The sequence below is a fragment of the Paenibacillus sinopodophylli genome (assembly GCF_005930355.1).
GTDB classification, from domain to species: domain Bacteria; phylum Bacillota; class Bacilli; order Paenibacillales; family Paenibacillaceae; genus Pristimantibacillus; species Pristimantibacillus sinopodophylli.
The window spans coordinates 804,726-821,131 of record NZ_VDBO01000001.1 but is presented as its reverse complement, the minus strand read 5'-3'; the positions used below and the strand labels follow the sequence as shown (position 1 = coordinate 821,131).

Below are 16,406 nucleotides of genomic sequence, written 5' to 3'. Positions count from 1 at the left end.
AGATCACCGAAAGATTATGAAAAAATGTTAAAATGAATCGTATTGGTTTCTGGAGCAGCATCGCCAATTGAACAAGGTTATTCAAAAAAACGACACTTGGTGGAATACTTCTTGAACTCCGCCGTTTAGAGACTGGTTTTGACAAACTAAGCTGTGGGGTCTAGGTTTTTGACGCTAGCCTCTAGTCTGACTGACTTTCTCATTAAGACCCTAAGAACCATACGAATAAACGACATATAACTACATAATTCCACACCGATATTCCTAATACCTTCCAAACACTTGTTTCATGATTTTAAAAACGCAATTTTCTTAATACAAATTGTAATTTCACTCGCTTATTTTATAAAAAAGATATATGTCATTATTTTGTCAGTCAAAATAAAAAAAAATACCACCCCGGTATCCTTCGACTTATTTCCTGTTTTTTCATTATTTTTCGGACGAGTCAACTTTGACGTCTCCTATGTTTAGCGGTGACAAATAAAGCAAATCCAACAAACTTTCGAGGAGTTTGGATTAAGAGGCATATTCTTGACGCTATTAAGAACAACCATCTGCTGACCACCTTCTTGATGACCAATTTCGGAATTAGCATTGAAATGAAAACCAGGCTGCAAGATCGACTCAACTGGGAAACACTATTACTGATGTCTGATTGCCATTTCTGCGATTTTACCTAAATATACGTGCTGTATTTGACTAGCGCCTCAAGTTGTTCATTCTCAAGTTAAGCGTAATTCTCTTCTCCGCTATATCTAGCATCTGCGATGATTGTCCCTGGCAGCTTTCCAAGTGCGGTTTTACGTTTTCAAGCACCGTGTGTCCATCGGGCGTAGGTAAAGGCTATAACCGACAATAATTTGTTTTATATTTCTAATTGTATAATTTATCCAGACTTAAGATGACCGATACGCATATGGTCTTCTTTCACCGCATGAATGTTGCATCTTTGTCGGACTTGCTATAACTTTTTCGTTCTCCATGTACAGTTTGGTGTTCTTCCTATCATTCAAGATGAGGCAACAAGTCTTTTAGTAGTGCGCGAACGGCTTTCTTAAGCGGCTTCTTCAAGCTCGCTTTGATCCTGCTGACCATGCTCCCGTTCTTCTTGTTTCTAGGTTTACTCGATAGTTGTGAACAACGTTTTTACTTTCTCTTGCAGATTAGCCTTGTGTTTTACCACCGCTTTTCACCAAACAAAGATATAGCAGTCGGCATCCGCTTCTATCTTCGTACCATCGACTAAGTGATGCTAGAGCTTTACATACTTCACTTCAACCAGAAACTGTAGAACAGCGCAGAATACCGTTTCGAGCACGGATTTTATACGTTCGGAGAGGAACCGATTGAGGGTATGGAAGTCTGGTCGTTGACGGCCTGCTTACACGTGAACAAGATGTTTCGCAAACCGCCTTAGCGATTTGACGGGAGGAGTAGTTGTGTTCCATATAGGCGTTGATGATGACATTCGTCAATATTTGAGATGATAGCTATTTCGACCGCACCAGGATAAGGCGGTAGTAAATATGTCGTCGTTCAGTCGATTGACAGCAGCATTAACGATACGTACTAGGTGATGTTGAGGAATATCTTCTTGTAAGTCCATTGTCAGACAAAGTTGATCAATGTTATATTGAATGTACAAATAAAGCTCTCTTTCGAATGGTTGCACAACACTTCTATTTTACCAAGGAAAGGCTTCTTTTTTGTTTTACAATTTTGAAAACAGGGCTGCCTTCAGTCATTTATCTGACTTTTGGGACAGCCCCTTCAAAGGAAATGAACATATTAATATAATAAGTCTAGGCCGTCATCGTATTCTTCCAAACTCATTTCAATTAACTGTTCGATGAAAGGTGTTATTATGTTTGAGTTAGTAATAATATCAATAGTTCTGTCTTCAGAAATAACAACTGCCATGTATCTTTCATTTTCTTTAATCCAAACATTTTCTGAGTTAAAATCCACATGATTTGCAATAAATGTATAGGCTGAATTGTAGCGTGCACCCCTTCCGATATTAGCGTGACTACAAGCAATTCCATCTAAAATCATTCCTATACCGAAACATATTCCATCATCATCTATAATCAAGGCACCATCAATGGATGTGAAATTATAAATAAGTTCCTTTTTTAAAGATAAGTCAATTGGTTCTATTGCTATTCCTCTTCCAAATTCACTTAAACGCTTCGTTAATTTTTCGGCTGTATTAGTAAATATAATTAGTGTCCCATGATTTTGATTTTTACTTTCACAAATTAGCTCGTATAATTTGTTGGACTTATGGTCTGATATTTCAACTTCTAGGTATTGAGAAATTTGATCCTTTAGGTTATTTTCGTCATTCATTAGACTTGGTATGGAATATTTTCCTTTGTCATAGCAAATTATTGATTTGTTCGATTTTTTTAGTATCCATCTCATATGCCCAATAAAACTTATTTCCATATCGTTAGTAGTACTTTTCACGGAAGTCAAACCGCATATTTCCCAGTTAAATTTATTCCTAGCATATAAGGAATAGTTTCCTTGTGATATTTGTAAAAGTTTTCTTATTTTTCTACACTCGTCAATAGATATAAGAGTATTTTTTTTGAAATTTACACGATCAACATTATTTTCAATATTCATAAAATTATTTTCGAAAATAATACTAGCATAGCAGTTTGAACTTTCATAAGTTAAACCAGATAGTGTGTTGAAAATTTGAACATCTGGAAGCCTAAAGTTATCAAATAGCGTCTCAACTGCTTCGTGAAGTAATTTATGTACTTCCCTTCTTACATCCCTTGTTGAAAAACTCCTCTGTTTACTATTATCATCTTTATGCTGTAAACATATAGATTTAACAAGTAAGCAGTCTAATAGCGGGCATTTTTCTACTAATCGAATATTATTGGTCTCCTCCACGAATTCTCCAATTGCTTCATAAATACACATGATATTCTTTATAGAATAACCATATAACTTCATATGACCATCCTTTATCGAACACGTAACAAAATTGAATAAATGACCATTGGTTTTATTTAAATAATTATTTATATCTTTAAAGTAACTAGAATTGTTATTGGAATTGAAAATTTTATCTCCAAATAGGAAAGGAACTGTAGATTTATTTTTAATGTCTCTAAGTATAGACTTGAGTTTTTCATCTGCATTTACTTTATATTCTACGGTTCCAATATTAATTTTTATCTCCATATCTTTAATTGTGTCATTTATATTAACTACATCGAGAATCATTATATTGATAAAATTTGAAATATCGATACCTATTTCTTTAAATTCATTTATCCAATGATTGTCACAATGCTGAAAATGGTTTTCTGAAATTTTATTTTCTAGGTCATCTAATGTATATATGTTAATACAACCTCCATTTTGATAGATATAAGTGGCCTCTATAAGCGATTATGCGGTAGTTTGATTACGACTCCATAAAAATCAGAAGAAATATTAATATATGTGAATACCGAATCATTGATTTACATTAGTCTACAATTGAGTTGCCTTCTTAAATCCTGAGAACTTGACCAGATACCCAATTTATCCTGTTATCATTTTCTAGTTAGTAGTTGGATTTACTGGTTATTATACTTTGATAATTATTTAATTAAGGAGGAAAAAAATCAATTGTCAATATCTTATTTTGATGATTCAAATTTATATCGTGAACTCTGGAATCCTGATGGTGAAACAAATAAAGATTGGTTGGGCATACACGACATTCACCTTATTCATTAGCCGCTACTTTCATATTCACATATACATCAATGAAAGCCTAAAGAAAAATTTGTCTAACACTAATTTGTCTAGGACCGTAGTTAGTTGGAACACCAGATGGCAGATTCCAAAAATAGTCGAAATACTTGATTTTCATTTTATGATAATCATCAATTTTAAAAATCCATAGGGAATCACTATTTAATGCGTTTAACGAGGAAGAAAGTGATGCGCCCCAATCATCCGAAAAGACATACCTATCATGCAGAGGATGTGAACTGTGACCCTTCTTACATGAAACTACCTTTATCTCCAATGTTCTTTTAATTCTCGATTTACGAATTGTAGTTAACAAAGAATTTAACCGAGTCGCCCCCACTGCGTCGTCGTCGGATACCAAGATTCGAATTGGGATAGATGTTGGGACTTTTTCAAGATATCGAATAGTCGATTTATCCAAGTACCTATCGATTATGTTAAGTTTGGTGCCAACTAACGACCATAGTTCAGATATATCTTTGCAATCCGAATGTGTTGTTCTTCCGAAACGCTGTTCTACTCCAATACATCCATCTATAAATTGCTGCCTTTCATAAATGGTTCTTAAATTTACTTGCCCAAAACTGGCGTCACAAAAACCACACCGCATTGGAACTAGGGTATCTACCTTTTTTTTCTTAACGAACATCTCGCCACAATTACAAATATTTATGAAACCATCTTCCTGAGTCTCAATTTTTGTTTCGACACACCACAACGCCTCACTTGGATGTTCTATCTCATCAAGTGTGATACTAGCAATTTTTGTCCCGGCTATGGCTAATGGGTTATACCAAACCTTATATTGCGTAGAAAGTGAACTCAGTAATGCATGATGTTCATCGGTTATTCTCTTATTCACGAAACAATTCTTAAAAGAATATACGCCAGGGTTACCTAATATTTTTGACAGCAGATCAACATCACGTTCTGACCAATTTGGTATCCCTATATTTTGGCATTTGTTTAGTTCATGCAGTTTACTCCAAGCCCTCCACTCGTTTTGTATAATCCTCAACGCATCAATTGTTCCTCCGAAAAGTTGATTCTCCTCCTCACTGCCAATTTTCATACCTTCATGCCATTGGTACAACCATAGGCACATATTGACTAGTTTAGAAAAACGACCCCCTAATGATGCTTCTGGACAATACCTAGATATCAAATTTTCAACCTCGAACCAAGATTGACCAAGCCTTTTTGTCCACTCACTTTTGGAAGTTAAGGTTTCATGAACCGAGCATGTTGGAATAGGTTCAATGCGAATAGAAATAGGCCAGCATACATTGCCCTTACCAGCATACATGTTGATTATCTCTATCGCATTGGTCAAATCACTTTCTTTACACAATAATTGGTCGGGACTTATCTTTAATAAATATGGTTCTTTTGCACATAAGGATAATGGTATATTGGGATGAATTTTTGTTTCAGATAACTCTGGTTTTATTTTGAGAATTTCTTTAATTTGCGCTGAAAATGTTAAATTAATATCATCATTCATATGAGGTCCGATGCTATTAAATTCGTATTCAGGGCTTACTCCAAACAATACACTCACATTTATAAAAGGAGGTAGATGCATTGCCAAATCCACATCTATTTCGTTAGTACAATCTACTCTTCTGGTATCTACATCGAGATGAAATCCTCTATATGGATAAATCTTTAACCCGTCCGACGAAACAACTAAGCTTGATAACCCACCTGAATCGTATGCATTTTTCCATTCATTCTCAATTCCATCTAACAATATTAACGAAGAAACCGTTTGTAATTTTAGTTGTTCCTCTGTTTCTGGGTTAAGATATGTTTGTATTGCCATTATGCCTTACCCCCTTATTAATAAAAAACACAATAATGGATTAATTAAACCACACCAATTTACCAGAAGCTGATTGAACATGAGAAGGAAATGATATTTCGGGGAGTTTTCAGCTTAATCTTTATCCGGGGAATTGAATAGCTTATCTTACGGGATATTATCTTCTCCCTTTAGGTTATCGCTATTTCAATTTTTAGTACCTAAAAGTAAATTCTATCATAATCCTTAAGACTTCATAGATCTATTATACGGCAAATAGGGACAGTAAGATGCTGCCCTTTATATATGACGAATGTATTGTGTCACAATCCAAAGAAAATTACGTAATTATTATAACTGTTCGTTTTTTTGTATATGTAGATTACATAGTATTTTGTACATATGTTATAATAGAAGCATCAAGCCGCTGTACTACTGTGTTTATATATGGATTGTGTCACATTCATACTGTTCATTTTGTGAAGTAAATTTTAGAAAGTCAGATGTTCACGATCTAGCTGATGATATCCGAAGGTACCTACTTCTTGAACAGATTCTTACCGCGAAATAGAATTATTAAAAGTCGACCAACGAGATGGTCGACCTCTTTTGGTACGTTATCTGTTTAGCTGCTTGTTTAATGGGTAGCTCGGTTATTCTACAATCCTATTCTGTTTTAAATATATAATCTTGATAATCAACAATTAATTAATCCATCTGTTATCCTTTGAGCAAAACGCTTAATTAGTCTACTATTTTCTCCATCCAACTCTTTCGAAACTCGAGCGGATGGTCCTGTTATTGCAATTCCGGCCACAACTAGTCCATCCTTCCATATTGGTGCAGCAACACACCGAACGCCTGCTTCTGTATGCTCATAGTGGTTTCCTCCTTAGATAAATTACATGGGGAATGCATCTTCTTTCGAAACATGTATCATTTCACAAGGAAATGTCTTCTTAAATACTTCTCAACTCTGACATGGATATCTCTTCGATACCATTCTGACAGCCCATGAGTAATAAATAATTGAGGCATTCCCAGACGTTCTGAACGCTTCCCCATTGATCCATCTCCGATATTCAGCGTATCGATCCAAATCCGATCGACAATGCCCTCCAGCAACTTGGGAAAGTCCGGCGTAAAGGGCAACACAGGCGAAATAGAAGCCTGCGTAGTTATACCTGCCTCATGTAATTCTCTTAATGCTTTTAGCCTCAACTTAATCCCAGGAGCAAATGGAGCAAAAATGCGCTTGATATCTTCCCGGTCCGTTTCAACCGTCATTGAAACCAAGACGTTACAACTCTTCTTTAACTGGATGAGCAATTCAAGATCCCTTATGATGAGCGGGCTTCGGGTCTGGATCTGCAGCAGATCTGGCGGTTTCTCGATCATAGCTTCCAAGATCCCCCGCGTTAGGTCTGTTTTCAATTCGATCGGTTGATAGGGATCTGTGGCTGAAGACATGAAGATGTTGATCGGCTTGTTCTTACTCCGGAGCTTAATTACCTCAGCCCGGTAATTTTCCGCCGCGTTTGTTTTGATGTCTACCCATTCTCCCCAAGCGACCTCTTTGAACTTTTGAATCGGCATCTCTCTTACGTAACAATAGCTGCAAGAAAAAGCGCAGCCGCTGTATGGATTCAAGGAATGAGTAAATCCAATATCCAAATATCCTTTGACTTCGCTTAGAATTTTCTTGGAGAAGATTTCTTTGATTTCAATAGCCATCTATCTACAACTTTCCTATAGGATTAAGGTCGAATACACGAAGGTACTCCCTGTAATCTTCGTCGCTGAAAACATTAAATATGATTTTATTAAAATGATTAGCATGGGTATTTAACCATTCGTTTACGGTCTGGATTGCAATATAGGCCGATTCCTGTTTTGGAAAGCCAAATACTCCTGTTGAAATCCCGCAAAAAGCGATCGTTTTGACTTCCGTGATTTTATGAGCAAGCTCCAAACAAGATCGGTAACAAGCAGCTAAATCCGAAGTATGCTGTTCTGTCAGTTCCATTCCTCTAGGAACAATAGGTCCTACAGTAGTGCAATACATACCTTGCAGGCAAATTATAGCCTCTTGTGATTTTTGCAGATCCGGTATTTTCAGGTTCTCCTTGCATAGACATGATGATTCTGCAATCTTCCCTTAACTGCGGTCCTGCCGCAGAGTGTATGGCGTTATCGATACAAGCATGGTTATACTGAAAGCAACCTAACATGTATTTATTGGCTGCATTTACAATTGCGTCCGCTCCTAAGCGGATAATGTCTCCTTGCCAAAGGATAAATTTATTAGAATGGTTATATGTGCAATGAGGAATCAGCTCTAAAATACTTTTCAGCTGATCAACTCGGACAATACCTTTGTCTAATAATTCGGACTGCAGGAGATTGTCAAGTTTAGTTAAAAAATCACTGGGTAGCGGTTTTGCTTTTCTGATATTTAGAAAACCTTTTAAAAAGTGCCGATTGCTCTTAATATCGTAAAGAACGGCTGCCTTTTGATCACGAGACTGTTCCTCGAGCAATAGCTCCAACAACTCAGTAACTATTTTCTCTTTACTCATAGTATTTAGTTGCAACGATGCGTACGGGCTCCTCAAATGAATGAGTGAAGAATACTCATCTAACGTAATCTGTGTCATTTTCGTTCTCCCCATAAAGGTTGCTTAACTTCATTAATTCAATAACAACCTCCTGCATATCTTCGGTGAAAGCAATCTTTTTATCTATGTTTTCCTTTATTCCCTTGGGATCGCTTTTGTTCATCCGAATCAAGATAGCATTGCTATTGTCATATGTCATTCGTTCAAATGGATAACGTATGATACCAGGTGTGTTAAATCCTACACCAAGCTCTAAATAAACGATATTTTTGCCTGTATTACGAATAAAGGTCTATAAATCCGTACTTCGCAATAAAAGGCGCGAAGGGTTCAGAAAAACGTTTCCCGCTGTATACGATGCCTGCTGCTGCGGATAAGCCAGCCCCCCTCCGCCTATCAGAATGGCGTCAGCTTCCGCCAGCGCGATATTCGCTTTATCTATTCTTGTTCGGAAATTATCCATCCTACCTCACTCCTCAGGTTGCTCTCCTCTAGCGACTGAATTGTTATCTTTTATTGACCACGACCATTTTGCCGCCTGACGTGTTGCTTTCCATGAGCTGATGCGCCTCACTAACTTGATCTAGTGTAAATACTCTGGCTATAGGCGGTTTTATCTTATGTTTTTCAATATATTGAAACAAAGCTGTAAGCAGATTCTCATTAATCACTTCACTTGTAAATGCTGTGAAATAAACGCCAGTCGGAATATCAACGAGCGGCTCAAATCGATCAATCTCCCATGCATTTCCTAATATGCCCGACATACACAAAATGCCACAGGGAGCCACAAGTGATAACGAATGTTTCAAGGTGACAGTGCCTATTAATTCCAGAACTTTGTCTACCCCTTGAGGTGCTATGGCTTGCAATTCATGGGTTAAATGTTCATTATCGAGCAGTACGACATCAGCCCCTGCCTGCATAACTGAATCTATTTTGCTGCTATCTCTGGTCGTCGATATAACGATAGCGCCAGCTGCTTTGGCTAGTTGCATGGCGGCCAGTCCTATAGAGCTGGTTCCTCCTCGAATCAGTATTGTTTCTCCCATTTTTAATTGGAGACAATCGAATAACGAAGCATATGCCGTATAATACATTTCTGGAATGGCAGCTAGTTCTACCCAATCCATTTCATAATGTACGGGATACACTTGGTCCGATGGGATAAGCGAGTATTCGGCATAACTGCCGTCAAATTCGCGTCCTAATCCTCCCATTAAAGAAATCACTCGATCTCCTTTTTTGAACGTACTGTCGGATGGTTCATCGATTTCACCCACGCATTCAATCCCCATAATTCGTGGTAACTGAACGGATGGTGAATAACCCTGCCTTGTATACATCTCTGACCGGTTAATGCCAAACGCTTTTATTTTAATGCGTACCCAGCCGGGTTTCACATGCGGTAACGCTACTTCACTCACAACCAAATCCTGTGGTGTGCACGCTTTTTCAAGAACAACTGCTTTCATCATGTTTTCTCCTGTCTTAACTTGGATTATGATTCTGTATTCTTTTCTCCATTTGTATTAATATCCCGTTAGTAACGATCGCGAGGCTAGCGGACAACAAGCTTCCCCACAATATTTTGTTTACATTCATAGTACGGAGTCCATCGAACAATAGACTGCCCAGCCCACCGGCATTAATCAATGCTGCAATTGTCGCCATTCCAATCGTCGATACGGATGCAAGCCTTAAACCCGAGAAGAGCGCCTTCGTAGATAATGGCACCCTGACCTGAAACAGTAACTGCATCCGGCTCATCCCCATCCCCGTTGCAGCTTCAATCATAGATGGATCCACATCATTTAAACCAGCAATGAAATTTCGTAGCAGCAAATACTGGTTGTAAATGACCAAAACGACAATAGCCGTTATTTTCCCTAATCCAGTAATCGGAATCAATAAGGCGAAGAGCGCGAGACTAGGAATGGAATAGATGATCGAGAACAAATGAAGCATTGTATTGGAAATCGGTTTCGAAGTCATCGCTGTTATCGTCAATAGTGCAGCCAGTATGAGAGAAACAATCATAACAACCAATAGCAATTCCAGATGTTGAAGCAACGGCTTCCATAGTTTATCGGGGTGCTTGAGCGCATATTCGATCAATCTAATCCCTCCCAGAACCGCTCTTGTTCTCTCGAGGAACGCATGAGTGATGAGACAAACGAATCGGCAGGATTTTTAACAATACTTTGTGGAGTATCAAACTGAGAGACTTTTCCATTATTCATAATCATTACCCTTGTACCGAGCTTAAAGGCTTCGTTAATGTCATGCGTGACAAACAAAAAGGTTTTTTTTAATCCCCCGTGCAGCCGCATTAGCTCATCTTGGAGATGCAATCTTGTAATCGCATCAATCGCACCAAAAGGCTCATCCAGCAGCATGATCTTGGGATCGATTGCCAAGGCACGCGCCAGTCCGATTCGCTGCTGCTGACCGCCAGACAGCTGTGAAGGATATCGGTTTTTAAATTCTTTCGGGTCAAGACCGACAAGGTTCAGCAATTCGTCTACTCTTTCTTTGATTTTAGGCTGCGGCCATTTGAGAAGCTTCGGTACGGTCGCAATGTTCTGGGCGATTGTCATGTGTGGGAACAAACCTACCTGCTGAATCACATAACCAATTTTCCTTCTAACCTTAACGGGATCAATGGTGGCAATGTCTTCACCAAACAGATTGATTGTTCCTTCACTCGGTTCATACAATCGGTTAATCATTTTGAGCAGTGTGGTTTTTCCGGAACCAGAGGAGCCCAATATGGTAATGAACTCCCCCTCATTAATGGACAAATTTACATGATCGACAACAAAGTCCCCGGACTGCGAGTATTGTTTACATACCTGATTGAACTCAATCGCTTTAAGTGACATGTTTTCCTCCAAGAACCACCTTATTTTATGGAATCGTAAAATTCCTTTGCGACGTCTTCGTACTCTTCTTTATCTACATCAACTTTAGCGTTCAACGCCGTAACGATAGATGTATCTAGTGCTGCACTAATTTTATTGATAATCTCTGTAACCTTAGGATTTGCGTTTATGATATTATTACGAACAACTGGTGCCAAGTTATATGGAGGCCACACCTGCTTATCATCCTCAAGCAAGGTGAATTCATCGGTATTCACGAGCTGCCCTTCTGTCGTATAAGCTGGCGCAACATCTGCTTCATTGTTTCGGAGTACTTCATATTTCAAACTATTATCGTATACCTTCGATGATTTCCAATTCAACTTACCATACACTTTCTCAAGTGCGGGGATACCGTCTTCACGCTGGTCAACCTCGCCCTGCGAGGCAAAACGGAGCTCTGTTGCGTGCTTTTGCATGTCTGTAATCGTCTTTATATTAAGCTTCTTAGAAACTTCCGTCCGGATAACGAGACCTGCTCCATCGTTGGCTTGCGAGTAGTTTAGCCATGTTACTTGAAATTGCTTTTCATACGCTTCCTTCACTGTCTTGTATACTTCTACCGGATTTGTAATTAGATCCATCTTCAGAACAGATAATAAACCGGTTCCTGTATATTCGGGATATAAATCGATTTCATTGTTCACAAGGGAGGAATGAATGACGGAGCCTGTAATGTTAGGAATACGATCAACTTTATAACCTGCATCTTCCAAGGCGAGGGCATATAACTCGCCCACGATTAAATTCTCTGTGAAGTCTTTTGTACCAACACGAATCGTTGTTTCATTACCTGTATTTGAATTCTTACCACCGCATGCTGATAACATAACTGCCAATCCCATTGTTATTGCAGCAACCTTAAACCATTTCTTCTTCACACTCATCTTCATGATTTCATCCTACTTTCTAACCATTTTATATTTGAACAAATAACGATCCGTCAAATCAAGCGATAAACCAGCTGCAATAGAAAGGACAGCAACAGATATCCCTCCAACTAACAGCAAATCCATTCGATTCAGACCTAATCCTGTGAAAATAATGCCCCCTAGCCCTCCAGCTCCGATTTTCGCAGCCAAGGTCGCGCTCGCAATAACTTCAATTGCAGCCGTTTTAACGCCAGTTAAAATTAGTGGTGCAGCTAATGGAAACTTAATCTTCCACCAGACTTGCCGATCTGACATGCCAACTCCGTAAGCAGCCTCTAACATTGATGAGGATACTCCCTCGATTCCAGCAACTGTATTCATCAGAATAGGTGGAATGGCAAGCAGGACAAGCGCGATCAACGCCGGCTCTACCCCTGTCCCCATAATGGGAATTAACAGAAGAATAATAGCCAAGCTCGGAACAATGCGGAGTACTTGAAAAATGGAAATGATCCATTTATCGTATTGCTTATGTTTTACGCAGAGATAACCACCTGCAATTCCAATTAGTGCAGAGAATACTAAAGCGACAAAGCTGATGACGATATGCTCTCCTAATGAATTTATAAAGTCATCGTGATTATGAACAAAATAATCCGACAGCTGCTTCCACACAAAAACACCTCCAAAATATCCCCTTTCTTCCTAACGACAAGGGTCATTGATGCTTTACTTTTATAGTTGCAATTCGTCTCTCTCCATTTATAATAAAAGCTATACAGCACATTTGAAAGTAGGCACCTTTTTATCATATAGGAACCTAAAAGTAACTAATGGAGGGATAATGTGATACCAACTAGCAAAGAGTTGCCCTTATGCCCTGTTGCGACAACAGTTGGCTTGATCGGTAACAAATGGAAGTTGCTTATATTACAAGGCTTACTTACAGGAGTGAAACGCTTTGGGGAACTTCGTAAAGGAATACCCGATATTAGTCAGAAAGTATTAACGCAGAATCTTCGCGCGATGGAGGAAGATGGAATCGTTATTCGAAAAGTATTCGCCGAGGTTCCGCCAAGAGTCGAGTATCAGCTTAGTGAATTGGGAGACTCATTACGACCGATAATCAGTGTGATGGAAGTATGGGGATTAAATTATCAGAAGAATGCGAATACACTTGAACATACTAAACAGGTGACTTCATAATGTAGAATACGATATGGATTCAACGGGTCCTCCCAGCAAAAATGAAATACATTTTTCGCGAAATAGTAATGAATGAAGACGAGAACACGTCAAGTTTGTGGCGTGTTCTCGTTTTAATTGCTTGGTTACTTTGCAATCATTACATTCTACTTCATAGGATTTCCTTTAATGAAATAATTAAGAATATAAGTAATCTATTTGTTAACTGACAATATGTTGAACGTTACCTTTTCAAGCTGACAAATTTCACAAATAAGTGCCCTTCTGAGAAAACAGAACTGTTCATCGGCAATCGGTATACATTCTTGGCCTTTACCTCCATTCGGTACATATTCTTGACATTGCACATTGCCAAGAATATGTACCTATAAAACAAAAAAACCGCGATTTACGCGGTAATTAATCGGTACATATTTTGTCATCCAACATTTGTCTCAGTTGTCTCGGAATACTCTTCTCGGTTCTGACCTATTGGTTAAATCCGTTCTCCTTACAACAAAGTCGCTGAGCTTCGATTTGCCGTTTAATACAATCATGTTTTTTTGCTTTGGCTGGAGTTCTGACTCAACACGGACGGCGGAACCGTAAGCTTACGATTCCGGCCGCCTTATCGTTCCATTCTTTGTAAGCAAGTTGAAAAGTCATTTCTGAAATTTGAATCCCTGCATTGCATTTATACTTCTAGTTCGGCGTCTGAAAGTCCCGTCGGGAACGGGACTGGTTTCTGGCAAGTGCTTTTCATCGTATAATGAACGCTTTGGGAAGAAGCGTCGAGAATGCCAAACATCGCTTCCAGTACGTGATAGGCTAAGTCGCCGCTCGCGCGGTGGCCGCGACCGGATATTATCGCCTGCGCCATATCCGCCGCGCCGACGCCTCGGGCGTTTTCGGTTTTGCCATGCGTCAGTGGAATATCCGACCATTCTTCTTCGCCCATCCGTCTCAGCTTCACGGGACCGGTAAACGTGTTAGGGTCCGGCACCAGCAGCGTCCCCTTGCTCCCGTACAGCTCGATCCGAGGCAGAATAGAACCGCCGTTGATATCGAAGCTTGTCAGCAGCATCGCCATCGGTCCGGATGCAAAATCGAGCACGCCACCAATGTGGGTAGGCGTCTCGACTTTGATCCTCTTCCCGTTAAGCTTTTCGCTTTTGGCAACCCTTTCCTGGAACGAGATCTTCGCTGATCCCGTCACGCGGGAGATGGGACCGAGCAGTGCAACCAGCGTGGTCAGATAATAGGGCCCCATATCGAACAGCGGCCCACCGCCAGGTTGATAAAAAAAGTCCGGGTTGGGGTGCCAGCTTTCCGGTCCACTACCCATCATGAAAGCGGTTGCGCCGATAGGCGTGCCTATCGCGTTCTCTTCGATCAGCTTGATACACGTCTGAATGCCGCCTCCTAAGAAGGTATCCGGCGCGCCGCCGACACGCAGACCTTTGCTTTTCGCCATCGCTAGTACGCGAATGCCTTCCTCACGCGTAGCGGCCAGCGGCTTCTCCGTGTAGACGTGCTTTCCTGCTTCCAGCACTTGCATCGCAACCGGCGCATGTGCCAGGGGAATGGTCAGGTTGATGACCATCTGAATATTCGGATCGGCGAGCAGCTCATCCACCGAACAGCCGCGCACGCCGTATTCTTCTCCCTTGGCCTTGGCGCGTTCCGCGTCCAAATCCGCGCATGCCACGATCTCCATCGATTCGAAGCGCTTTCCGTTTTCCAAGTAAATCCCGCTTATATTGCCGGCACCGATGATACCGACTTTCAATTTAGTCATGCCGCGCCTCCCCCCTTTTCCTTGATCTTCTTCATAAGCCGAACCAAATTGGAGTAACTCGTCTTGACGCATTCTAACGGATCCGTCCTACAGCTATCCTGCTCCACGACGTACCATTCGACGCCCGACTCCTCTCCCCAGCGAATAATCGCATCGAAATCGATCGTCCCCGTGCCGATCTCTGCATAGGCTTGTTCCTCGTCGTCCGTCATATCCTTCATGTGCAAAATCGGGACTCGTCCGGCATAAGGTGCGAGGAATTCGACCGGGTCGTGTCCGCCCTTCTTCAGCCAGTAGACGTCAGGTTCTGCAAGTATGATATTGTCCTCCTCAGGCGTGATCAGGTACGACAGCCCGTCCTTTCCGTCCACCGCCGTTTCGAATTCAAAGGCGTGGTTATGGTAGCTGATTCGTAACCCCTCGCTTTGCAGACGATCTGCCAACTCGTTGAACCGAAGTTTGAGCATCCGATATCCTGCTTCGTCCCGGTATTCTTCGCCGATCCCGGCACACACGATATCGGGCGTTCCGAAATACTTTGCTTCCGCAATCGCACGCTCCGGCTCGTTAAGCAGTTCATCCCCGCCGTAATGCAAGCCGGATACGCGAAGTCCCGTCTCCTTCAGCACGGTTCTCAGCACGGCTGGATCGTACCCGTAGAAATCGGCAAACTGGACGGCACTATAACCGATTCGAGCCAGTTCGCGAAGCACTCCGGGAAAGTCAGCGGCACACTGCTCGCGGAGCGTGTATAACTGAACGGATATTTTGTTCTTCACACCTATTTCCTCCCCATTCTCTCTATTCGTCATCAGCTTACACCCTTTAGGAGGTCTGTAGAATAGCCGTTCTGATAACTATTGATTTATTTGGAAAAATATGATTTCGATGAGTATTTTAAAATCCGTTGTATTTGAGCCAACTGCTGCAAGCGACCGTCCAACCTCGAACATGGACGTCGTCTTCCTCGAGGCCAATGCCGCGCCTGCCATGCGCGTAGTCAAGTAGATCGAACAGGACGCTATGCCCTTCGAGGCTCCGCAGCGAACTGCAAGCTATTCTCGGCCGCACCGCTCCGTAGTCAGAGGTATGTCAGAGAAAGGTCCGAGGCGTATTCGCCGATAGGCGTTCTTCGCTGCCGTGCAACGCTAGGTGCTCAGGGGTAACGTCCGGATCCTAACAAATTTGTTCGGGAGACTTGATGCGTATGCGGATCGCGCATCGTGATGACGGTACAGCACTGCATGTGAAGATCGGGCCGGCTAGATTGGCGTTTCGTCTCGTCCGCGGCACCTAGCCGGCCCTTGTCGTATTACGTGCCCGCCGCAGAAGCTAGATGTTCGCCCGCGGAGAAGGAGCTAGAAAGCTTCGGCGTCGTCGCACTGGCGCGTTGGAGTATACGCGTAGATATAACCTCCAGTATGCCGAGGCAAC

Annotated in this window: 13 protein-coding genes and 2 pseudogenes; 1 reads left to right on the top strand and 14 read right to left on the bottom strand. The window is 41.1% G+C overall.

Features of this window, described 5'->3' with window-relative positions; genetic code table 11:
* Positions 1-1,791: 1,791 nt before the first annotated feature.
* The 12 genes and pseudogenes from FGT79_RS03555 to FGT79_RS03505 all read right to left on the bottom strand — a co-directional run bounded on the left by FGT79_RS03555 (position 1,792) and on the right by FGT79_RS03505 (position 12,664).
* The gene (locus FGT79_RS03555) at positions 1,792-3,210 is read right to left on the bottom strand and encodes a diadenylate cyclase (protein ID WP_171056060.1); all 1,419 of its coding nucleotides are present in this window, start codon (positions 3,208-3,210) and stop codon (positions 1,792-1,794) included.
* 580 nt (positions 3,211-3,790) lie between these two features.
* A complete protein-coding gene (locus FGT79_RS03550; RefSeq protein WP_138751392.1) occupies positions 3,791-5,596 on the bottom strand; it encodes a hypothetical protein in 1,806 nt (601 codons plus the stop codon).
* Positions 5,597-6,272: 676 nt separating this feature from the next.
* Positions 6,273-6,443: pseudogene (locus tag FGT79_RS03545) on the bottom strand (IclR family transcriptional regulator domain-containing protein); the annotation flags it as partial.
* 33 nt (positions 6,444-6,476) lie between these two features.
* A pseudogene (locus tag FGT79_RS03540) lies at positions 6,477-7,309 on the bottom strand (radical SAM protein).
* 4 nt (positions 7,310-7,313) lie between these two features.
* The gene (locus tag FGT79_RS32195; RefSeq protein ID WP_281285895.1) at positions 7,314-7,601 is read right to left on the bottom strand and encodes a macro domain-containing protein; all 288 of its coding nucleotides are present in this window, start codon (positions 7,599-7,601) and stop codon (positions 7,314-7,316) included.
* A 4-nt stretch (positions 7,602-7,605) separates the two neighbouring features.
* Complete coding sequence (locus FGT79_RS32190) at positions 7,606-8,232, bottom strand: macro domain-containing protein (protein ID WP_281285894.1); 627 nt, start codon at positions 8,230-8,232, stop codon at positions 7,606-7,608.
* 253 nt (positions 8,233-8,485) lie between these two features.
* Positions 8,486-8,656 (bottom strand): hypothetical protein, encoded by a 171-nt coding sequence (locus FGT79_RS03530; RefSeq protein WP_212758501.1) that lies wholly within the window; start codon positions 8,654-8,656, stop codon positions 8,486-8,488.
* Between the two features lie 43 nt (positions 8,657-8,699).
* Positions 8,700-9,671, bottom strand: a complete 972-nt coding sequence (locus tag FGT79_RS03525; RefSeq protein ID WP_246096132.1) for a zinc-binding alcohol dehydrogenase family protein — start codon at positions 9,669-9,671, stop codon at positions 8,700-8,702.
* A gap of 13 nt (positions 9,672-9,684) precedes the next feature.
* Positions 9,685-10,311, bottom strand: coding sequence for an ABC transporter permease (locus FGT79_RS03520; RefSeq protein ID WP_138751390.1), 627 nt, complete (start codon positions 10,309-10,311; stop codon positions 9,685-9,687).
* Positions 10,308-11,078, bottom strand: coding sequence for an ABC transporter ATP-binding protein (locus tag FGT79_RS03515; RefSeq protein WP_138751389.1), 771 nt, complete (start codon positions 11,076-11,078; stop codon positions 10,308-10,310). The genes FGT79_RS03520 and FGT79_RS03515 overlap by 4 nt, the downstream gene beginning before the upstream one ends.
* A 20-nt stretch (positions 11,079-11,098) precedes the next feature.
* Complete coding sequence (locus FGT79_RS03510) at positions 11,099-12,010, bottom strand: glycine betaine ABC transporter substrate-binding protein (protein ID WP_138751388.1); 912 nt, start codon at positions 12,008-12,010, stop codon at positions 11,099-11,101.
* 9 nt (positions 12,011-12,019) lie between these two features.
* A complete protein-coding gene (locus tag FGT79_RS03505; protein WP_138751387.1) occupies positions 12,020-12,664 on the bottom strand; it encodes an ABC transporter permease in 645 nt (214 codons plus the stop codon).
* Between the two features lie 171 nt (positions 12,665-12,835).
* Here FGT79_RS03505 and FGT79_RS03500 point away from each other — a divergent pair, with 171 nt between their 5' ends.
* The gene (locus tag FGT79_RS03500) at positions 12,836-13,195 is read left to right on the top strand and encodes a winged helix-turn-helix transcriptional regulator (RefSeq protein WP_246096130.1); all 360 of its coding nucleotides are present in this window, start codon (positions 12,836-12,838) and stop codon (positions 13,193-13,195) included.
* A gap of 673 nt (positions 13,196-13,868) precedes the next feature.
* Here the strand turns inward: FGT79_RS03500 and FGT79_RS03495 are convergent.
* Both FGT79_RS03495 and FGT79_RS03490 read right to left on the bottom strand, forming a co-directional pair.
* The gene (locus tag FGT79_RS03495; protein WP_138751386.1) at positions 13,869-14,972 is read right to left on the bottom strand and encodes a Gfo/Idh/MocA family protein; all 1,104 of its coding nucleotides are present in this window, start codon (positions 14,970-14,972) and stop codon (positions 13,869-13,871) included.
* Positions 14,969-15,751 carry a sugar phosphate isomerase/epimerase family protein gene (locus FGT79_RS03490; protein ID WP_138751385.1) on the bottom strand — a complete coding sequence of 261 codons (783 nt, stop codon included), beginning with the start codon at positions 15,749-15,751 and terminating at the stop codon, positions 14,969-14,971. Before FGT79_RS03490 ends, FGT79_RS03495 begins: the two co-directional genes overlap by 4 nt.
* Positions 15,752-16,406: the final 655 nt, after the last annotated feature.